This window comes from Microbacterium sp., assembly GCF_049650565.1.
Taxonomy (GTDB): Bacteria; Actinomycetota; Actinomycetes; order Actinomycetales; family Microbacteriaceae; genus Microbacterium.
This window is the reverse complement of record NZ_JBASAK010000058.1, coordinates 1-20,391: the sequence shown is the minus strand read 5'-3', so window position 1 is coordinate 20,391 and position 20,391 is coordinate 1. Positions and strand designations below refer to the sequence as shown.

The window sequence follows — 20,391 nt, the reverse complement described above, 5'->3', positions numbered from 1 at the left end:
GCACCGCAGCCCGCCCCGGCCCCGCAGGCGCAGCCGATCCCGCCGTCCTCGCCGAGCCCGTGGGCGCCGCCGGGCGGCGACGCATGATCCTCCTCCCCGCAGCCGACGAGCTGTTCATCCCCGACGGGGATCAGGCGCGGGAGTGGGCCGAGAACGAGCTCTCCAAGCAGGCGTATCAGGCGGCCAAGCCCACCTGGTTCGACGAGTGGGCCATGGGCGTCGTGAAGTGGATCTCCGACCTGTTCACTGGCAAGGGCACGGGCGACCTCGCCCCGGTGTTCCTGACGATCATCGTCGTGGTGATCGTCCTGGCACTGGTGGTCGCCCTGCTGGTGTGGGTGCGGCCCCGTGCGTCCCGGTCGGTGCGTCGGCGCACAGCACTGCTCGGTGAGCGCGACGACCGGACGGCCGCGCAGCTGCGGGCCGAGGCCGACCGCGCCGCCCGGGAGCACGACTGGGACACCGCAGTCGTGCTGCGCTACCGGGCCCTGGCCCGCGGCCTGCTGGAGCGGGACCTCATCGACCCGGCGCCCGGCGACACCGCCCAGGGCATCGCACGGCAGGCCGCCGCCTCGTTCCCCGGCTTCGCGGACCGGCTTCGCGCGTCCGCGACGGCATTCGATGCCGTGCGATACCTGCGCACCCCCGCCGACGAGAAGGCGCACTCCCTGCTGGCAGCGACCGACGACGAGCTGCGCACGGCGCCGCCTCTGCAGAGCGCACAGCCGCAGACGATCCATGCGGTGCAGGTATGAGCATCCTGTCCCCCGCCCCGCAGACGGCACCCGACACCTCCGCGTCCACCGCAGCCCCGCCACCGGCAGGGCGCCGGGGACGCATTCTCGGCTGGGCGATCCTCATCGCGCTCGTGCTGGGCATCGTGCTGCTGACGACGCGCCTGCCGATCATCGGCGCGGACATGTCCGGGATCCTCAGCCCCTCGAGCCCCGGACCTGCCGGCGCGAAGGCGCTGGCGGAGCTCGCCCGCGCCCAGAGTGTCGAGATCACTGAGACGCGCAGCCGCGTCGAGGCTGCATCCCTGCTGGGGCCGGACACCACGCTGGTGCTCACCGACCCGTACACGCTCAGCGACGACGGCGTCCGCGCGCTGCTGGAGCGCGCCGATCGCGTGGTGCTGCTCACCAGCAGTGCGCGCATGCTGCGGCTGCTGAAGCTGGGCACGGATGCCTGGGACGGCGGCGGCGAGGCTCAGCCCGACTGCTCGGTTCCCGAATTCGCGCGCGTAGGCGGCATCGAGCCGCAGCGCACGTTCGTCCCGGCGCCCGGAGTCGACGGATGCTTCGGCGGCAACGAGTCGGCAGCGGTGCTGCGCAGGGCTGCCGACGGGCGCACGATCACGCTGGTCGAGGGCACGGAGCTGTTCTCCAACGAGCATCTCGCTGAGAACGGGAACGCCGCGCTGGGCCTGGCCCTGATCGCGCAGCAGCGCGACGTCGTCTGGTACGTGCCCGACTTCGCCGACAGCGACATCTCCTCGGCGCAGAAGACCCTCGGCGATCTGAGCCCCGACTGGCTGACGCCGGCGATCCTGCTGCTGATGCTGGCGGGCGTCGCCGCGATCTGGTGGCGAGGACGCCGCTTCGGGCCGCTGGTGGCGGAGTCGCTGCCGGTCACCGTCCGCGCCTCCGAGACCATGCGCGGCAGGGCCAGGCTCACCGCGAAGGCCGCCGATTCCCCGCACGCAGGCAGCGCCATCCGCTCGGGGACGCTCTCCCGGCTGGCGGCGAGGCTGGCGCTCGGGCCGCGCTCGAGCGTGGAGGAGGTGGCGGATGCCGCATCCGATCGCCTCGGAGTGCCCCGCACCTCGCTGTACGGCCTGCTGGGCGGGCCGGCGCCGCAGGACGATCGCGAGCTCGTCGAGCTCGCCCGCAGACTCTCCGAACTCGAGACGGCCGTGGAGCAGAGCATCCACGCCGCCCGCACCGAAAGGAACCGATCGTGAGCGACGACTCCGTCCCGTACGCCGAGCAGGCCGCGCCAGTGGCACCCGCTCCGCCCGCCGCACCCTCCGACGAGGCACTGCGCCAGGCCATGCACCGCGTGCGCACCGAGGTGGACAAGGCGGTCATCGGCCAGGCCGGCACCGTCACCGGGCTGCTCGTGGCGCTGCTGGCGCGCGGGCATGTGCTGCTGGAGGGCGTGCCGGGCGTCGCCAAGACGCTGGTGGTGCGCAGCTTCGCCCGCGCCGTGGGCCTGGACACCAAGCGCGTGCAGTTCACCCCCGACCTCATGCCGGGCGACGTGACCGGATCACTGGTCTACGACGCCCGCACCGGGGAGTTCGAGTTCCGGCCCGGGCCGGTCTTCACCAGCATCCTGCTGGCCGACGAGATCAACCGCACTCCCCCGAAGACGCAGGCGGCGCTGCTGGAGGCCATGGAGGAGCGCCAGGTCTCCGCCGACGGCGTCAGCCGCGCCCTGCCCGATCCGTTCCTCGTCGCCGCCACGCAGAACCCGGTCGAGCACGAGGGCACCTACACGCTGCCCGAGGCGCAGCTGGACCGCTTCCTGATGAAGCTCGTGGTGGGCATGCCCGAGCGCGATGCCGAGGTGTCGGTGCTGCGGCTGCACGCCGACGGCTTCTCGCCCCGCCTGCTGACCGGAGTGCAGTCGGCCGTGAGCGCCCAGGAGATCCGTGCCGCGCAGGATGCCGCGGACCGCGTGCAGGTCACCGACGACGTGCTGGGCTACGTGGTGGACCTCGCGCGCGCGAGCCGCCAGTCGCCGTCCGTCGAGCTGGGCGCGAGCCCCCGGGCATCGACCGCGCTGCTGGCCGCCGCCAAGGCGTGGGCGTGGCTGAACGCACAGGCCGCGGTCACCCCCGACCACATCCAGACCATGCTGATGCCGGTCTGGCGGCACCGCCTGCAGCTGCGTCCCGACGCGCAGATGGAGGGCGTGACGGCGGATGCCGTGCTGGCGTCGGTCGTGCAGCAGACCCGAGTGCCGATCTGACATGTTCGTCACCGCACTGCTGGCCCCGCTGATCGCGCTGGGCGTCGTGCCGCTCGTGCTGCTGAGCGCGGTCGGCTTTCCGGCGTGGGCGGTGTTCGGCGCGTGGCTGCTGCTGTGCACGGTGCTGGTGGCGCTCGACCTGCTGCTGGCGGCCAGCCCGCGGACGGTGGTCGTCACCCGCAGCGTTCGCGAGCGCGCGCGCCTGGGCGAGCAGGTGCTCACGAACATCGCCGTGCAGAACACCGGCACGCGCATGCTGCGCGGCTGGCTGCGGGATGCCTGGCAGCCGACCGCCGGTGCGCCGCTGAAGCGCGAGCAGCTCAGCATCCCGCCCGGGGAGCGGCGCCGGATGCCGATCCCGCTGCTGCCGCGCCGCCGCGGCGAGCTGAGGAGCGACTTCGCCGTGATCCGCTCCCGTGGGCCGCTGGGCCTGGCGGGCAGGCAGGCACGGCACGATGTGCGCAGTGCCCTGCGCATCCTGCCTGCGTTCGCGTCGCGCAAGCACCTGCCTTCGCGGCTGGCCAGGCTCCGCGAGCTGGACGGCAACACGTCGATCCAGGTGCGCGGCCAGGGCACCGAGTTCGACTCGCTGCGCGAGTACGTGCGCGGCGACGACGTCCGCTCCATCGACTGGCGCGCGACCGCCCGCGCGGGAACGACCATGCTGCGCACCTGGCGCCCGGAGCGCGATCGCCACGTCGTGATCCTCATCGACACCGGGCGCACGGCGGCTGCGCGCGTGGGCGACAGCACGCGGCTGGAGGCGTCGCTCGAGGCCACGCTGCTGCTGGCCGCACTGGCGGCGCGCGCCGGAGACCACGTACACCTGCTGATGTTCGACCGCGCGGTGCGTGCTCGGGTCAGCGGCGTGGAGGGGACGGCGCTCCTGCCCGCTCTCACCGACGCGATGGCGCCCGTGCACGCGCGGCTGGTGGACACGGACTGGACGGCCGCGTTCGCGTCGATCCGCACGCTCACCACGCGCCCGTCACTGGTGGTGGTGCTCACCGCGCAGGATGCCGCGGAGTCAGCGCGCGGGTTCCTGGGTGCCTTCCCCGACGCGTCGCGGGCGACGACGCTGCTGGTGGGCTCGGCCACCGACGATGCGATCGCCGAGCTGGCGCGCCGTCGCGACTCGCGGCTGGACGTGTACCTGGCGGCCGCCGCCGAGCAGACCATTCGCGACGCGCAGGTGGTGGCGGATGCCGTGCGCCGTGCCGGCGGCGAGGCCATCGCCGCCGACCCCGAAGCGCTCCCCCCGCGCATCGCCGACCGCTATCTGGAGCTGAAGGCCGCCGGCCGCCTGTAGCCCGCGCGGCCGGATCCGACTGCCGAGGCGTGGCCGGGGACGGCGACGGCCCCCGCCCGGTGAGGGGCAGGGGCCGCCCGAAGCGGGGGCCGTCATTCGCGGAACGAGGACCCGAGCTCACTCCAGGTCGAAGCGGTCCAGCTCCATGACCTTGGTCCAGGCCTGCACGAACGCGTCGACGAACAGCGCGTCGTCGGAGGCGTAGGCCTCGGCGACCGCGCGCAGCTCGGAGTTCGAACCGAACACCAGGTCGGCGCGGGTGCCGATCCAGGCGAGCTCTCCGGTCTCGACCGAGGTCGCCTGGAAGGCGTGCGAGCCCGGGTCCAGCGGCTTCCACTCGTAGCCCATGTCGAGCACGTTCACGAAGAAGTCGTTGGTGAGCACGCCGGGGCGCTCGGTGAACACGCCGTACTTCGAGCCGTCCCAGTTGGCATCCAGGGCGCGCATGCCGCCGACCAGCACCGTCATCTCGGGCGCGGTGAGGTTCAGGAGTGCAGCCTTGTCGACCAGCAGGAACTCGGCCGGCAGCCCGGCCTTCGTGGCCTCAGGCCCCTGGTAGTTGCGGAACCCGTCGGCCACCGGCTCGAGGTACTCGAACGACTCGACGTCGGTGTTCTCCTGCGTGGCGTCGGTGCGACCGGGCCGGAACGGCACGGTCACGTCGTGACCGGCATCCGCTGCCGCCTTCTCGACACCGGCGTTGCCCGCCAGCACGATCAGGTCGGCCAGCGACACGCGTCGACCCGACTCCTCGAACCAGGAGCGGATGCCGCGCAGCACGTCCAGCACCTTCGCGCTGCGGGCGGGGTTGTTGACCTGCCAGCTCGCCTGCGGCTCCAGCGCCAGGCGCGCGCCGTTGGCGCCGCCCCGACGGTCACTGCCGCGGAAGGACGCCGCAGCGGCCCACGCCGTCGAGACCAGCTCCTGCACGCTCAGGCCCGACTCGAGGATGCGCGCACGCAGCTCGGCGGCATCCGCCTCCGAGATCAGCTCGTGGTCGACGGCGGGCACCGGGTCCTGCCAGATGAGCTCCTCGGTCGGCACCAGCTTGCCGACGTACCGGGTGGAGGGACCCATGTCGCGGTGCGTCAGCTTGAACCAGGCACGGGCATAAGCGTCGGCGAACGCCTGCGGGTCATCGCGGAACTTCGCGGAGATCGGCCCGTAGATCGGGTCGAACCGCAGCGACAGGTCGCTTGTCAGCATCCGCGGCTCGCGACGCGTGGACGGGTCGTGCGCCATCGGCACCATGTCGGCGCCGGCGCCGTTCTTCGGGCGCCACTGCTTGGCGCCCGCGGGGCTCTCCATGAGCTCCCACTCGTAGGCGTACAGGATGTGGAAGAACTCGTTGTCCCAGCGCGTGGGGTGGTACGTCCACGTCACCTCCAGGCCGCTGGCGGTCTGGTCGTCGCCCTTGCCGGTGCCGAACGAGTTCTTCCAGCCGATGCCCATCTGCTCCATCGGGGCGTCCTCGGGCGTGGGACCCACCTGGTCGGCAGGGCCGGCGCCGTGGGTCTTGCCGAAGGTGTGGCCGCCGCCGATGAGCGCGACGGTCTCCTCGTCGTTCATGGCCATCCGGCCGAAGGTCTCGCGGATGTCGGCGGCCAGCTCCACGGGGTCGGGGTTGCCGCCGACGCCCTCGGGGTTGACGTAGATGAGGCCCATCTGGGTGGCCGCGAGCGGGCTCTCCAGGTCGCGAGTGCTTCCGGCCTCGTAGCGCCCGTCGTCGGCGAGCCAGGTGCTCTCCGAGCCCCAGTACACGTCGTCGTCGGGCTCCCACGCATCCACCCGGCCTCCGCCGAAGCCGAAGGTCGTGAAGCCCATCTGCTCCATGGCCACGTTGGCGGCGAAGATCATCAGGTCGGCCCACGACACGCGCGAGCCCCACTTCTTCTTGACCGGCCAGAGGATGCGGCGCGGCTTGTCGAGTCCGACGTTGTCGGGCCAGCTGTTCAGCGGTGCGAACCGCTGCTGGCCGGTGCTGCCGCCGCCGCGGCCGTCGGTCACGCGGTACGTGCCCGCGCTGTGCCATGCCATGCGCACCACGGCGGGGCCGTAGTTGCCGAAGTCCGCGGGCCACCAGTCCTGAGGGGTGGTGAGCGCCTGCTCGATGTCGGCGCGCAGCTCGTCGAGGTCGACCTCGGCGAACTGCCGGCGGTAGTCGTACTCCGCGCCGTAGGGGTTGGTGGCGGGCTGGTTCTTCGCCAGCACGCGCAGGTTCAGCCGGTTCGGCCACCAGCTGCGCGCCGTCGAGCCACCGGCGCGGGTCGCCCCGGTGTGCACGACGGGGCACGCGGACTCCGCGGCGATGGCCTGCTCGGTGTCGGTGGGCGTGGGGATGACGCCCTCGGTCTCGTCTGTCAGGTTCTCAGTCATGATGTCCTTCCGGTGGAGTGGTTCAGGGGGATGTCAGGGGGAGGTCATGCCGCGCCACGACTCCGTGGCGGATCCCGCATCGGAGACGGCGTCGGAGACCGCGGAGCATGCCGCGCAGACGCCCCAGTAGGTCACCTCGGCGGTGACGACGCGGAAGCCCTGCGGATCGCGGGGCTCGAGGCAGGGGGCGTGGCCGATCGCGCAGTCGACGTTCACGACCGTGCCGCAGGAGCTGCAGACCAGGTGGTGGTGGTTGTCGCCGATGCGCACCTCGAACATCATGGGATGCCCGGCGGGCTCGATCCTTCGCACGAGGCCGGATGCCGTGAAATCGTTCAGCGCGTTGTAGACCGACTGCAGGCTGGCCGACGGCGTCGCATCGCGCACGATGGCGAGCACCTCGTCGGCGCGCGCGTGGGGATGCTCATGCAGCGCGTCGAGCACCGCGCGGCGCGATCCGGTGACCCGCAGGCCTGCGGTCCTGATCGCCGCGTCGAGTTCTGTGGTATCCGTCCGCATGCCTTCAGTCTAGCTTGTTTTGAGTGAATCAAAAAACTGGCGAGCACGGACCGACGGCGCGCCTGCCCGCCGACACCCGTGCGACTCGAGATCATGTCTTCGCCCGGCACTCGCCGCGCATCGACCGGAAGGACATGCAGAGAGATGACGGATTCACCCACGATCACAGAACGTCCGACCCTCGGGGCGAAGCTCGCCGCCGAGGGCTTCGGCACGTTCCTGCTCGTCTTCGGCGGCGTCGGCACCGCCGTGTTCGCCTCCAACCACTTCACCGAGCCCGGCGCGCAGTCCGCCGTGTACGTCGCCATCGCCCTGGCCTTCGGCCTGACGGTGCTCGTGGGCGTGTACGCCTTCGGACCGCTCTCCGGCGGTCACTTCAACCCCGCCGTCACGCTCGGCGCTGCCGCCGCGGGCCGCATCCCCTGGCGCGACGTCGTGCCCTACATCGTCGCGCAGGTCGTCGGCGGCGTGTTCGCCTCCAGCGCCCTCGTCCTGATCGGGCTGTTCGGCCCGGACAAGTGGCTCAGCACGGCGCAGGACGCGGGCTTCGCCGCGAACGGGTTCGGCTCCCACTCGCCCGGCGGGTTCGGCATGATGTCCGCGATCATCATCGAGGTCATCCTGACCGGCTTCTTCGTGCTGGTCATCCTCGGCTCGACCCATCCGACGCGCGGCTCCAAGCACGCCGGCATCGCGATCGGACTGTCGCTCACGCTCATCCATCTGATCGCCATCCCGGTGGACAACACCTCCGTCAATCCCGCCCGGTCGCTCGCCGCGGCCATCTACGGCGGCGGCGAGCTGCTCGGCCAGCTGTGGGTGTTCATCGTGTTCCCCGCCCTGGGCGCGCTGATCGTGGGCTTCGCCTTCAAGGCGCTGTTCGACGGCACCACCAGGGACTGATCCGCAGGCGGAGACCCCGAGGGGGCGGCTCCGGCCGTCCCCTCTTCCGCTGCCCTGAGACAGTTGCCGCCGGATGCCGGGATGCCGACGGATGCGGGTTCAGCCCGCGGTGAGGGTGGGCGTGCCGGCGTCGAACTCGGCCAGATCCCCGGTCTGCCCTCGGCGATGGGCTCGACGCCCCACCACCAGCAGGTAGAACAGCACGACGCCCAGCGCCAGCGCGCCGACGCCGATCTTCACCGGCCAGGGCAGGGCGGAGCCGGTGATGAAACCCTCCACCAGTCCCGACAGGCCGAGGATGAGCACCAGTCCCATCGCCACGGTCGCCAGCGATCTGCCGCCGGAGGCCAACGACTCGCCCCGCCCTCTGCGCCCCGGCACGGCCCAGGCCCAGAAGACGTGCAGGCCCGCCGCAGCGGCGATGAAGACGGCCGTCAGCTCCAGCATCCCGTGCGGGAGGATGTACAGCAGCATGACGTCGAGCCGGTCGTGGGCTGCCATCACCGCGGCCGCGACACCCAGCCCCATGGCGTTCTGCACGAGCATCCACACCGGCCACACGCCGGTGACACCGAACAGCACGCACTGCAGGGCGATGAGCGCGTTGTTGGACCACACCATGCCGGCGAACGACGCCATCGGGCCGTAGTAGTCGGTGAAGTCCTCCTCGGCGTACCGCGCGAGTGCTTCGGGCGTGCCGAGGGCGGCGATGCGGGCCGGGTCCGACGCGATCCAGGCTCCCGCCAGCGCGACGACGAGCACGAACGCCACGGCGATCACCAGGGTCGTCCAGCGCAGGCGATACAGCGCCGCCGGCAGCTGCAGGGTGAAGAAGCGCCCGATCTGCGCGAGGATGTTCTCCGGAGCACCGGTCAGACGCAGCCGGGCGGTCACGAGGATGGTCGACAGGTACGCGCCCTGCGGCGAGTCGCCCACCGAGGTCTTCAGGTCGGCGAGATCGGCGGATGCCGCGCGGTAGCGCACGATGAGCTCATCGACCTCGTCGCCCGAGAGCCTGCGCCTTCTGCTCAGCTGGTCGAGCCGTTCCCATTCGGGGCGGCGCGCGTCGGTGAGGGCATCGGCATCCACGTGGTTCACTTTACTTGTGTCATCCCCCATCGCAGACGAGCAGGAGATCCTGTCCGGCGAGGCCGTCGCCATCGACGTGCAGCCGGTGGGATTCGTGCTGCGGGCGGCGGGCGCCGCCATCGACATGGTGCTGGGTTTCGTCGTGTTCTTCGCCGTCGAGCTGCTGCAGATCTGGCTGATGTCGCAGGGCCTGCTGGACGGGCACCTCATGACGATCCTGAGCGTGTGGGCGGCAGTGCTCAGCTTCCTGGTGCTGCCGATCACGCTGGAGATGGCCACCCGCGGACGCAGCCTCGGCAAGCTGGCGGTCGGCGGGCGGATCGTGCGCGCCGACGGCGGCGCCATCGGCTTCCGGCACACGTTCATCCGCGCGCTGGTCGGGCTGCTGGAGATCTACATGACCCTGGGCGGCGGTGCGGTCATCACCGGCGCGGTCACGGCCCGCTCGCAGCGGCTCGGCGATCTGGTCGCCGGCACCTACTCGCAGCGGGTGCGCACTCCGCGACTGCCGGTGCACGTGCCCTATCTGCCGCCGTCGCTGCACACGTGGTCGTCGGTCGCCGATGTGGCGCGGCTTCCGGACCGGCTGGCGCGCCGGATCTCGCAGTTCCTGGCCGGCGCCGAGCAGCTCTCCCCCGCCGCCCGCGCGCGGGTGGCCGCGGAGCTCGCATCCGAGACCGCCCCCTTCGTCTCCCCTCTCCCGCAGGTCGCCCCTGAAGAGCTGCTCCGCGGGGTGACCGTGCTGCGCCGCACGCGCGAGCAGCAGGCACTGCAGCACGCCGACGAGCGCGCGGAGCGCCTCACCGGCAGGCGCATCAGGGTCTGACCCTCAGGGCCCGTCGGGGACCGGATGCAGGGCTCAGCTCCGCAGCGACTCGTGCCGCACGACCAGCCAGCCTGCGGGCATGGACACGCGCTCCGCATGCAGCGCGCACAGGTCGCGCGCCTGCGGGTCGTCGCCGGGACCCAGCGGGCCGAGTGCCGCCATCTGGTCGCCGTAGTCGAACGTCAGTGTCGCCACGGCCTCGCGCGTGCACGTCACCTTGGAGCAGAGCCGATCTTCGGTGCGCAGTGAATCGTCCATCCCGCTCAGAGTAGGACGACGGATGCCGCATCCGGCGGTGCCGCGCGGCGCAGAGCCCAGGAGCCTAGACTCGTCCTCATGCCCCGTCGTCGTTCATCCCGCCCCGACACCCGCAGCGGTGCGCGTCACGGCAGACACGGCCGGCTGGGTCGCAGCGAGGTCGTACGTCCTCCGCTGCCGCCCCTGGATGGCCGTCTCGACAGGTTCGAGATCACCGTCGGCAGCGCCGTCGAGTACCTTCGCGACTCGTGGGAGGAGCTGCGCGACGTGCGGTTCGAGATCTCGGCGATGCCCGTGCACGACCGCGAGGATGGCATCCCGCGCTGGCGCATCGACCACGCCGCCGGGCGGGTGTCGCTGTTCCGCGTTCCCATCGAGCGACTCCTGCCGAAGGGCCATGACGATGCCATGCACCGCCGCGTCGCCATCGAATCCGCGGTGTTCCACGCGGCCGCCGAGTACGTCGGCCGTGAGCCGTGGGAGCTCGGCGCGGGCGGGCGCGAGTACTAGGTTTACTGCCCCGCGAATCGGGCGCAGCACGCCGGTCAGGGGCGCACGACGATCGGCTGCGTGGTGGCCGCTCCCGGCCACAGCGGCCAGCTCGCGACGGCGGCGGATCCGCCGCCCCCGAGCATGCCGACCGCGGCGTTCACGCGCCCGGTCGGCGTGAGCGTGTATCCGCCTGCGCTCAGTGCAAGAGTCGCCGAAGCGCCGGGTCCCAGGTGGACCGTCTGCGAGGCATCCCCGCCGACCTCGACGCTGAGCTTCGCATCGCCGGGGTTGTGCAGGTACAGCGTCGCGGGCGCGCCACTGGGCACGGAGAACATCGTGGTGGCGTTCTCTTCGAGCTCCGGGGACGGCAGGGACCAGGCCAGGTCCTGGCCATCGCCTGCCCGGACGACCTGCCGGGCGCCCGCGACCACCGGCTCGTCTGCGGACACCTCGATGTCGTAGGCGCCCTGGCGAAGACCGGAGAGCGCCACCTCGGCGGGCTTGCCCGCGGCGAGGTCGATCGGATACTCGTCGATGACCGAATCGGATCCGGCGGCGGTGATCCTGACCGTCGCCTTCGCGTCGGCGCCAGGCGCCAGCATCCGCACCTGGATGCCGGTGGTGCTGTCATCGCCCTGCGCGGCCGGGGACGACTGCACGCCGAGGATGCTCTGAGCGTTCTGCGGGCCGCTCACGCCGTCCTGCAGGTCGATGCCCACGGCGTCGAGAGTGCGCACGAGTGTGGACTGCAGCGTCGCGCGGACGGGCGCGCCGGAGGACACCACGTGCACGACCGGCATGCGCGAGCCGGCGGCGACGGACGCGAGGGGAACGCCCATCTGCGTGCCGGCGGGCACCACGACGGTGGAGGCCGAGGGCTTGTCGCCGTACACGGTCAGCTCGACGTTCGCCGTCACCGCTCCCGGGTTGCTCAGCAGGATGATGTCGGATGCGCCGACGGACACGTCGCCGCCGACCAGCCAGCTCTCCAGTCCGGGTTCACGGCAGGGTGCTGCGGCGAACCCGCTGGCGTCGGCATCGGAGAGCAGCACCGACTCGGATGCCGAGAACAGCGGCACCTCACGGTCCTTCACCCTGCCGGTCAAGGACACCGCACCGGTACCGCCGAGCACGTCGGGCATCACGAGGTCGGCGGTGTCGACATCCTCCATCGCCCCGTCGGTGCGCGCGTTCATCGCGGAGGCGGACACCATCTGGCCGGCCTGAGTGGCATCGCGACCGAGCGCCCGGAAGGCGCCGTTGCAGACCAGCACCGCGTCGCGCGGCACGGGCTGGATCGTCGTGGTGGCGGGCTCGTCGCGCACGCCGGGCCACGGTGCGGCGGCGGCGGCGATCACGCCGAGCACGCAGGCCGCGGCGACGACCGTGCCCGTGACCAGGCGCGCGCCGGTGGCAGCGAGGCGCAGGGTGCGCTGCTTCATCGGGTGGCCTCCGTCTCGGCAAGGGCGTCGGGGGCGGCAGCATCCGCCGTCGCGTCAGCGGAGTCGTCTTGCGCGCTGCGGTCGTCTGCCACTGAGGACGGGGCCGCCTGCTCGTCGATGTGGTCCGCGATGCGGCGCTTCGGCAGCACGATCGGCTCGGACGGCTCGCGCCCGACGATGCGCGAGCGCGAGCGAGCAGCGCGACGCGAGGCTCGGGTGGGGATGGCCAGCAGGAGTGCGGAGATGACGATGAGCACCTGCACCAGAGTGATCAGCGAGGCGGCGGTGCTCTGCGCGGCGGTCAGCGCGGCGCGAGGCGCGATCTTCGCGTCGACACGCCAGAGCATGCCGCGGGAGGTCTGCCCTGCCTTGATGAAACCGGAGCGGGCGTCGATGGAGGTCGTGGCCTGATCGCGCATGCCGCGCGCCCGATCCTGCTCCCCTGGCGTCTGCCCCAGCAGCACGAAGCCGATGCCGTCGTCGGCCAGCGTCTTCGCCGCGTCGAAGTCGCGCCCGGAGAGCATGTCGACGGCGGTCACCGCGATGTCATCGCCCTGCACGCGCGTGGCGGTGCTGACCAGCGTGCTCTGTGCGCTCAGCGTGGCGCTCGCACCCCACACCACCTGCGCGGAGAGGCTGCCGTCGTTGCGGGGCGTCAGCACGAGAGTGCCGCGGTCGGCGTCCCCGACGGCCTGCGCCGCCACCAGGGCGGGCAGCGTGCTCGTGGGGCCGTTCTGCACTGCGGCATGGTCGGTGTGCACCGCCAGCAGTCCCGGCATCGCGCAGACCGCGATGGTGAGTCCGGCCACGACGGCTGCGCCCGTGCGCAGCGGTGCCAGCACCACCACGGTGTCGAGCGTCACCAGGGCGGCGCCGACGACGCCCAGCCAGGCCAGGCTCAGCCCCGTTCCCGGCCACACCGCAGCGCCCACGCCCGCGGCGAAGGCCACCACGATCTGCGAGGCGAGCAGCGCAGTGCCCAGTCCCAGCAGGGCGGTCACCAGCAGCACATATCCGCCGCGCCAGCGCGGGGAGAGCACAGAGGCCAGCGCCAGCAGCACCAGCGGAGCCAGCAGCAGCGGTGCCCAGGTCAGCAGCGATCCCCCGAGGAACCAGTCCCAGCCCGCGCGCTCCGGCGAGGGGAATCCCATCGCGATGTCGGCGCGTGCTGCGTCCTGACCGCCCGTGATCACCACGCCGGGGTCGGCGAGCAGCGCCCACGGGCTGCCGTGCCGCAGCTGCCGCACCACCAGAGGTGCGAACAGCGCGGCGCTGGGGATCAACGTCCACAGCACCCGGGCGGCGCCGCGCAGGCGGCGTCCGGCCAGCAGCAGCACGAGCGTCAGCACCCACATCAGCACGAAGGCAGGAGCCAGCGACGGTGCGCAGGCCAGCGCCGCGGCGGTGAGCACGGATGCCGCACCGGCGGCACCCCACGAGCGGTGCGCGACCGAGGCGGTGTGGAACACCCACGGCAGCAGGAGGTGCAGCAGCACCGCGGCGGGGCGCCCCTGCACGAGGGCGGTGAGGAAGGTGGGCGCGAGAGCCCACAGCACACCGCCGAGAATGCGGAGTCCCGCCCGGTCGGTGACGCGCGTGGCCGCGAACCACCCGCCCAGCACGGCCAGCGGCAGCGCCAGCAGCCACAGCCACACCATGGCCAGAGACGGCGACGCAGGCGACAGGCTGCCGACGACCGCCAGCACCCCGGCGAAGGGATCCGCAGGTCCCACGATGTTCAGGCCGACGTCGCGCAGCCCCCACGCGGTGTCCGTCCACAGTGCGGTGACGGTCTGCCGCAGGGGCAGCAGCGCTCCGCCGCCGATGGCCGGCCAGGCCAGCATCGACACGAAGGCGGTGACGCCGACCACCAGCGCGGCCAGCACGGCCCAGGCGCCGCCGCCGCCGAAGAAGTTCAGCTCGCTCACCGCGCCGCGCTCGGTGCCGTGCCCGTCGTCCAGCCGGGCCTTCAGCTGAACCCTGGTCACGCGCAGGGGCGCGATGGCGGCCCATGAGGCGCGCCGGAAGGATCGGATGGCACGGCGGGAGCGAGCGACGGCGCCGAGGCGGACCATGGTCGCGATCGCGGCACCCCACTCCGGCGCGACCTCGCCGGGGCGCTTGGCGATCAGGTGCGCGGCCGAGCGCCACAGCGCCAGCGGCAGCAGCGAGATCCAGTGCAGCGGCACGAGCACGGCCGGCGCGTACGCCAGCCTGCGGTGCAGCTGCGAGCGACGTGATGCCCAGGCCCTCGCGATGGCCGTGCGCGGGCGGGTGGCTGAGCCCTCGGCGGGCACCCCGATGCGCGCCTGCGGCACGAGCACCAGGCGGGCGCCTCCCAGACGCGCGCGCACGCCGAGGTCCAGGCCCTCGTCGGCACCGGCCAGTGCGAGGTCGGGGCGCAGCACGTTCGGCGCCTCGCCGCGGATCAGGATGCCGCGCACGTCGGCCCCCAGCGCGTCCTCGGCGTCATCGTGCTGCCCCTGATCGAGCTCGCCGGCGGCGAGCTCCACCGTGCGCCCGCCGTGCGTCATGCTGACGCCCATCGAGACGATCTCGCGGTCGTCGTCGCGCTGCACGAGCTTGGGTGCGGCGATGGCCGCGGACGGCGAGCGCTCCAGTGCGCCGGCCAGCAGCTGGAGGGCATCGCGGTCGGGCACGGCGTCGTCGGTCAGCAGCCACACCGCGCTGCTCTCGCGCACGCGCGGCTGGGCGAGGGCGACGGCCTCGGAGAAGGTGGTGCCGCCGCGCGCCTCGATGATCCCCTCGACGGTGCGCCCGATGCCCGGGACGCCTCGCACTGCGGCGGAGTCGCCGAGCACGACGACGGTGACGGCGGCGGGCGGAACGCTCTGCGAGGTCAGCGACTCGAGGGTTCGGCTGAGACTCGCACTCGCGGGACTTCCGGTGCGCGCGACGATGATGGCGTGGACGCGTGGTGGCATGGCTCTGTCAGCCTAAGCAGGACACCGCGCCATATTGCTCACCGCCTCGGCGCGTTCGGGAACAATCCCGTCCGCGACCGGTCCGATCCGGCAGCGGACTCGCCGTTCAGCTCGCGCGGCGCTTGAGCTTGCGACGCTCCCGCTCGCTGAGGCCGCCCCAGATGCCGAAGCGCTCGTCGTTGCTGAGCGCGTACTCGAGGCATTCGCTGCGCACCTCGCACGAGGCGCAGATGCGCTTGGCATCGCGCGTGGAGCCGCCCTTCTCGGGGAAGAACGCCTCCGGGTCGGTCTGCGCGCACAGCGCGTCGACCTGCCAGGCCAGTGCGCCGGTCTCATCGACATCCGCTCGGCGAACACCGGGAACGCCGAGGTTGACCGGATCGACGAACCAGTTCTCGGGAACGTCTGAACGGTAACCCGTCATGTCGATCCTCCAACCCCTGCTCGAAGCCCCCCTCGGGCTGTCCTTCCCACTAATTACACCCGTGTCATTCGCTCCGGTCAAGTCGCAGATGGTAAACCCTCAAGCGCGACTTCAAGGTTCACCGCGAGTTCCTCGGCGTGTCGCGGCCTCGGCGCGAGATCTCAGGCGCGTCCGGGCTCGGCGACGAACGCCTCCCCTATGCCGGAGAGCGTCAGCACGCGCTCATCCTCCGAGGCGAACACCGCGGCGCCCACACGCACCGGAGTGCGCACTCCCGCAGCCCCGGTCACCGCGACATCGCCGGCGGTCGCCAGCACCATGGCCGGGCCCGCGACGTCGACGGTTCGGGGTCCCGCCAGCTCGAACCGCCGCAGGGCGAAATCCGGAACCGGGATCTCGTAGACGGTCTCGTCGCCGCCGCCGCGCTGCACGGGCACCGCACCGGGCTCGGTGTCGACGATGGCCAGCAGCTCGTCCACGTCGATGTGCTTCGGGGTGAGCCCGCCGCGCAGCACGTTGTCGCTGGCGGCCATGATCTCCACGCCGAGCCCCGACACATACGCGTGCAGCAGGCCGGCGCGCAGGAAGATCGCCTCACCGGGGCGCAGCACGACGAAGTTCATCAGCAGCGCCACGACCACGCCCGGGTCGCCGGGGTTGTGCTCGGCCATGCCGCGCACGGCCTGCAGCGCGTCGGGGAACTCCACAGCATCCGCGTTCCGGAGACCGTCGATCACGTCGTCGACGGCCGCCTGCGCGCCACCGGAGAGCAGCCAGCCGAGGGTCGCGCGCAGCGCGTCGGCCTCGGAGCCCGCCGCGAGCCGCTCCTGCAGCTCGCGCACTCCCGGGGACTCGGGCAGCGCCGCCAGCAGCCGCAGCGTGTCCGCCACCGGGCGGAGACCTGCCAGCGCCTCGAAACGATCGCTGAGCGCCACGATGAGCTCGGGCTTGTGATTGTCGTCGCGGTAGTTGCGAGTGGGATCGGCGGCATCCATCCCCGCCTCCCTCGCGAATCCGGCGCGAGCCTGCTCGCGGGTGGGGTGCACCTGGATCGAGAGCGGATCGGCCGCGGCCAGCAGCTTGAGCAGGTACGGCAGCGAGCCCCCGGTGACAGCATCCAGCGTGCCGGCTCCCGCGACGTCGGCGGGGTCGCCCGGGTGATCGCCGAACCACACCTCGGCCTCGGGCGCCTCGGACGGGCTGCGCCCCTCCAGGCCCGCCAGAAGCGAGGTGGATCCCCAGGCGTAGTCGCGCGGCTCATTCGTGATGGTCAGCAGCATGGTTCTCAGCCTATGGCGTGCGTCGGTGTTCCTCAGGGCGCGGCGGGCGGCGGGCGGTAGCCTGAACGCGATGGCCGTGTACACCAAGCATCCCGTGGCGGAGCCGCCCGCTCCCCCCGCCCGCGCGACGACGGGGCGCCTGATGGTGCGCGCCTACAGCGTGCTGTGCCTGTTCGCGGTGTTCGGGCACACCGCCGTGTACAACCTGGTGGGGCCGGTCGGCGCCGTCGTGGTGCTCGCGGTGCTCACGCTCGGCGCGCTGGGCATCTGGATCCCGGCCGTGGTGATGAACCGGCCGACCCGCTTCCGCTGGCGCCGGCTGCCGTGGGCCGCGCTGGGCTACGGGGCGCTGGCCCTGGTCTCGGTGCTGTGGTCGCGCTGGCCGGGGGCGACGCTGCTGACCTGGACGCTGGTGGCCGCCATCACCGTGACGGCGTTGATGATCGCGACCATGCTCACCTGGCAGGAGATCGTCCGCGCGCTGTCGACGACGTTCAAGGTCATCCTCGGGCTGTCGCTGCTGATCGAGCTGTGGGTGGCGCTGGTGGTGCGGCATCCGATCCTGCCCAACTTCGCGACGGTCCCGCCCGGCAGGATCGACCCGGTCAGCTACTGGGTGCGCGGGAATCTGTTCAACGGCGGTCGGATCCAGGGCGTGGTCGGCAACGCTCATGAGCTGGCCATGATGTGCCTGTTCGCCGTCCTCGTCTTCGCCGTGCTGTATGCGGCGCGCGTGCGCCGTCGCGGGATGCTGATCGCCTGGGCTGTGCTGGCGGCGGTGCTGCTGTTCAAAGGCGCGTCCACCACTGTCTATCTGGGCATCGTCGTGCTGCTGGTCGTGCTGGTCGCCGCGCTGATCGCCCGCGCGGCGACCGGCCCGGGTACCCGGCGCGCCGTGTACATCGCGTTCGCGGCCGTCGTCGTGTGCGGTGCGGCGGGCGGCATCCTGATGCGCGACCGCGTGCTGGCGCTGTTCGGCAAGGGATCGGACCTGACCGGGCGTGTGGAGATCTGGCAGGCCGTGTGGCAGCGCGCCATCACCCGCCCGGTGTTCGGGAACGGATTCTCCTCACCCTGGGTGCCGTGGGACCCGGCGTTCGACGGGTGGATCCTGAACCACGGCATCACCGTGTTCCACGCGCACGACATGTGGCTGGACGTGTTCCTGCAGCTGGGTGTCGTCGGCGTCATGGTGATGGCCGTCGCCTGGCTCGCCCTGCTGTGGCGCTCCTGGTTCTTCGCGGTGGACCGTCCCCGGTGGGATCTCGACGACAAGCGCCCCTATTCCGCGCTCTCGCTGCTGCCGCTGCTGCTGACCGTCGCGCTGCTGTTCGAGGGCATCGCCGAGTCGGCGCCGATCATGCTGTGGGGCTGGATGCTGCTGATCCTGCTGTCGTTCAAGATGAAGTCGGTGCCGCTGATCGGGGTGGGCGTCAGCGAGCGCACGCCGCTCATCGAGCACGGCGTCCGGACCCGGCAGGCGCCATGACCCCGCGGCGGTACGTCGTCTCGCTGCTGGGGTCGGCGGAGTTCGCCCGCGCCTACACGATCGCAGGTCTGGTGGCGGTGTTCGCCTCATTCCTGATCGAGCGCTTGACCTCCACGACCACGCTGGTGACCATCCTCGCGCTCCTCGCGCTGCTCGGTGCGGGCATCCTGTTCGTGCGCCGCGAGGAGCTGTCGCTGCTGCGCTTCGCCCCCACCTCGCTGATCGGGTTCCTCGCGCTGGCCATCCTCAGCGTGCTGTGGTCCCCCCGCCAGTCGCACACGGTGCTGGGGTGGCTGGCACTGCTGGGCATCGCGGTCATCGCCATCACCATCGGGCACGTGCGCGACACGCTGCAGACCGTGCGCGCGCTCGGCGACACGATGCGGTGGCTCCTCGCGCTGTCCCTGGGGCTGGAGATCCTTTCCGGCATCCTGCTGAACGTCCCGTTCAAGACCCTGGGCATCACCGGAGACCTGGCCTACGGCGGGCCGATCCAGGGCATCTTCGGCACGCGCAACATGCTGGGCTTCATGGCCGTGGTGGCCCTGATCACCTTCGTGATCGAATGGCGCACCCAGTCGGTCTCGCGGCTGGTGGGAGTGCTGTCGGTGGGCCTGGCCGGATTCCTCGCGCTGCTGTCGGCGTCGCCCACGGTCGTCGTGCTGGCCGCCGCCGTCGGCGTGACCACCGTCGCGCTGACGATCGTGCGGCACACGCCGCCGGCCCGTCGGGTGGGGACGCAGTGGGCGCTGGGTGTGCTGGTGACCGCGGCGCTGGTGCTGGCCTTCGCACGTCGGCACCAGATCATCGCGATGCTGGACGCCGGCTCGGACTTCTCGCTGCGTGCCGATCTGTGGAACACGATCCTCGACTGGGTGGCCGACAAGCCGACGACCGGCTACGGCTGGTTCGGCTCCTGGAGCGGCGGCGAGTACCCGTTCCAGTACATCAACTACGCGCTGTCCGAGCACCACCTGTCGGCACTGAACGCGTACTTCGACGTGCTGCTGCAGCTGGGCTGGCTGGGACTGGTGCTGTTCCTGGTGCTGGGAGGAGTGGCGACCGTGCGCTCCTGGCTGGTGGCCAGCGTGCGGCGCTCGGTCGTGTACGCCTGGACGCCTCTGCTGCTGGTCACGCTGGCGGTGGAGTCGATGTTCGAGAGCTTCACGCTCGCCGGCGCCGGGTGGCTGCTGCTGGTGCTGTGCGCGCTGCGCGCCGGGCAGACCCGGTCGTGGCGGCAGAACATCGACGACGCGCAGACCGGCGTCATCCCGACCGTGGGGCCGGAGAAGCTCTGATCCTCAGGCCAGGGTCTTGAGCTTCTGCGCCCAGGCGAGGGCGTCGCGCACGCCGTCGTCGATGCTCTTCTCGGCTTGCCAGCCCAGTGCCTGCTGCGCACGGCCGACCAGCGCGAACGCGCCCGCCTGGTCGCCGGGGCGACGCGGCCCGTCGACGACGTCGAGCGTCTCGCCGGTGACGCGGTCGAAGGCGGCGACCAGCTCGCGCACGGTCACGCCGTCGCCGGTGCCGATGTTCATCGCGGTGTAGGGCGAGGCGTCAGTGGCGATCTCGTCGAATCGCTGCACGGCGGCGACGTGCGCGCGGGCGACGTCCCAGACGTGGATGTAGTCGCGCAGCCCGGAGCCGTCGCGCGTGGCCCAGTCGGTGCCGGTGACGGTGAACGGGATGCCGGAGTCGTGTGCGGTCATGATCTTGCCCAGCGCGTGCGAGGGCGTGGGGTTCTGCAACCCGGTGCGCAGCTGCGGGTCGGCGCCGATCGGGTTGAAGTAGCGCAGCGCCACCGCACGCAGCTGCCCGGCTGCCGCCGCGTCGCGCAGGATCTGCTCGACGAGCCACTTGGTGTTCGCATAGGGGCTGCCGGGGGCGATGGCGGCTTCCTCGTCGACGCCCTCGCCCGACTCCCCGAGGTAGATGGCGGCCGACGAGCTGAACAGCACGCGCGTGATGCCGCGCGCGGCCAGCAGCCGCAACATGGTGATGGTGCGGCCGACGTTGACGTCGTAGTAGCCCAGCGGGTCGGCGACGGACTCCGGCACGACGAT

At 71.9% G+C, this 20,391-nt stretch carries 18 protein-coding genes; 9 read left to right on the top strand and 9 right to left on the bottom strand.

Annotated features, from left to right (window positions below):
- From WA967_RS10660 to WA967_RS10645, 4 genes are all read left to right on the top strand, one after another.
- Nucleotides 1-755: DUF4129 domain-containing protein (locus WA967_RS10660; protein WP_424422200.1), on the top strand; the 755-nt coding region annotated here is incomplete at its 5' end.
- Nucleotides 752-1,963 (top strand): DUF4350 domain-containing protein, encoded by a 1,212-nt coding sequence (locus WA967_RS10655; protein ID WP_424422198.1) that lies wholly within the window; start codon nt 752-754, stop codon nt 1,961-1,963. The genes WA967_RS10660 and WA967_RS10655, both read left to right, overlap by 4 nt.
- 89 nt (nt 1,964-2,052) lie before the next feature.
- Complete coding sequence (locus WA967_RS10650) at nt 2,053-2,976, top strand: AAA family ATPase (protein WP_424422203.1); 924 nt, start codon at nt 2,053-2,055, stop codon at nt 2,974-2,976.
- Nucleotide 2,977: 1 nt separating this feature from the next.
- Nucleotides 2,978-4,285 (top strand): DUF58 domain-containing protein, encoded by a 1,308-nt coding sequence (locus tag WA967_RS10645; RefSeq protein WP_424422196.1) that lies wholly within the window; start codon nt 2,978-2,980, stop codon nt 4,283-4,285.
- 117 nt (nt 4,286-4,402) lie between these two features.
- Here WA967_RS10645 and katG read toward each other — a convergent pair whose 3' ends face one another.
- Nucleotides 4,403-6,661 carry a catalase/peroxidase HPI gene (gene katG / locus WA967_RS10640; RefSeq protein WP_424422193.1) on the bottom strand — a complete coding sequence of 753 codons (2,259 nt, stop codon included), beginning with the start codon at nt 6,659-6,661 and terminating at the stop codon, nt 4,403-4,405.
- A gap of 33 nt (nt 6,662-6,694) precedes the next feature.
- Nucleotides 6,695-7,180: a Fur family transcriptional regulator gene (locus tag WA967_RS10635; protein ID WP_424422191.1), complete on the bottom strand. Its 486-nt coding sequence runs from the start codon at nt 7,178-7,180 to the stop codon at nt 6,695-6,697.
- Nucleotides 7,181-7,324: 144 nt separating this feature from the next.
- Here WA967_RS10635 and WA967_RS10630 point away from each other — a divergent pair, with 144 nt between their 5' ends.
- On the top strand, nt 7,325-8,083 hold the full coding sequence (locus WA967_RS10630; RefSeq protein WP_424422189.1) for an aquaporin: 759 nt from the start codon (nt 7,325-7,327) through the stop codon (nt 8,081-8,083).
- A 99-nt stretch (nt 8,084-8,182) separates the two neighbouring features.
- Here WA967_RS10630 and WA967_RS10625 read toward each other — a convergent pair whose 3' ends face one another.
- Nucleotides 8,183-9,172: a stage II sporulation protein M gene (locus WA967_RS10625; protein WP_424422187.1), complete on the bottom strand. Its 990-nt coding sequence runs from the start codon at nt 9,170-9,172 to the stop codon at nt 8,183-8,185.
- A gap of 16 nt (nt 9,173-9,188) precedes the next feature.
- On the opposite strand from WA967_RS10625, the gene WA967_RS10620 reads away from it, so the two are divergent.
- Nucleotides 9,189-9,998, top strand: a complete 810-nt coding sequence (locus WA967_RS10620; RefSeq protein WP_424422185.1) for an RDD family protein — start codon at nt 9,189-9,191, stop codon at nt 9,996-9,998.
- A gap of 33 nt (nt 9,999-10,031) precedes the next feature.
- On the opposite strand, the gene WA967_RS10615 is transcribed toward WA967_RS10620, so the two are convergent.
- Nucleotides 10,032-10,256 (bottom strand): DUF3499 family protein, encoded by a 225-nt coding sequence (locus WA967_RS10615; protein ID WP_424422183.1) that lies wholly within the window; start codon nt 10,254-10,256, stop codon nt 10,032-10,034.
- Nucleotides 10,257-10,334: 78 nt separating this feature from the next.
- Here WA967_RS10615 and WA967_RS10610 point away from each other — a divergent pair, with 78 nt between their 5' ends.
- Entirely contained in the window at nt 10,335-10,766 is a 432-nt protein-coding gene (locus WA967_RS10610) for a hypothetical protein (RefSeq protein WP_424422181.1), read from the top strand.
- Nucleotides 10,767-10,801: 35 nt separating this feature from the next.
- Here WA967_RS10610 and WA967_RS10605 read toward each other — a convergent pair whose 3' ends face one another.
- From WA967_RS10605 to manA, 4 genes are all read right to left on the bottom strand, one after another.
- On the bottom strand, nt 10,802-12,190 hold the full coding sequence (locus WA967_RS10605; RefSeq protein WP_424422179.1) for a DUF5719 family protein: 1,389 nt from the start codon (nt 12,188-12,190) through the stop codon (nt 10,802-10,804).
- Nucleotides 12,187-15,135, bottom strand: coding sequence for a glycosyltransferase (locus tag WA967_RS10600; protein WP_424422177.1), 2,949 nt, complete (start codon nt 15,133-15,135; stop codon nt 12,187-12,189). Before WA967_RS10600 ends, WA967_RS10605 begins: the two co-directional genes overlap by 4 nt.
- A 106-nt stretch (nt 15,136-15,241) precedes the next feature.
- Complete coding sequence (locus WA967_RS10595) at nt 15,242-15,559, bottom strand: WhiB family transcriptional regulator (protein ID WP_424422173.1); 318 nt, start codon at nt 15,557-15,559, stop codon at nt 15,242-15,244.
- A gap of 161 nt (nt 15,560-15,720) precedes the next feature.
- Nucleotides 15,721-16,839: a mannose-6-phosphate isomerase, class I gene (gene manA / locus WA967_RS10590; protein ID WP_424422170.1), complete on the bottom strand. Its 1,119-nt coding sequence runs from the start codon at nt 16,837-16,839 to the stop codon at nt 15,721-15,723.
- A gap of 70 nt (nt 16,840-16,909) precedes the next feature.
- Here manA and WA967_RS10585 point away from each other — a divergent pair, with 70 nt between their 5' ends.
- The gene (locus WA967_RS10585; RefSeq protein ID WP_424422168.1) at nt 16,910-18,328 is read left to right on the top strand and encodes an O-antigen ligase family protein; all 1,419 of its coding nucleotides are present in this window, start codon (nt 16,910-16,912) and stop codon (nt 18,326-18,328) included.
- Entirely contained in the window at nt 18,325-19,626 is a 1,302-nt protein-coding gene (locus WA967_RS10580) for an O-antigen ligase family protein (protein WP_424422165.1), read from the top strand. Before WA967_RS10585 ends, WA967_RS10580 begins: the two co-directional genes overlap by 4 nt.
- 3 nt (nt 19,627-19,629) lie before the next feature.
- On the opposite strand, the gene WA967_RS10575 is transcribed toward WA967_RS10580, so the two are convergent.
- A partial coding sequence (locus WA967_RS10575; RefSeq protein WP_424422163.1) for an NAD-dependent epimerase/dehydratase family protein occupies nt 19,630-20,391 on the bottom strand: 762 nt, incomplete at its 5' end.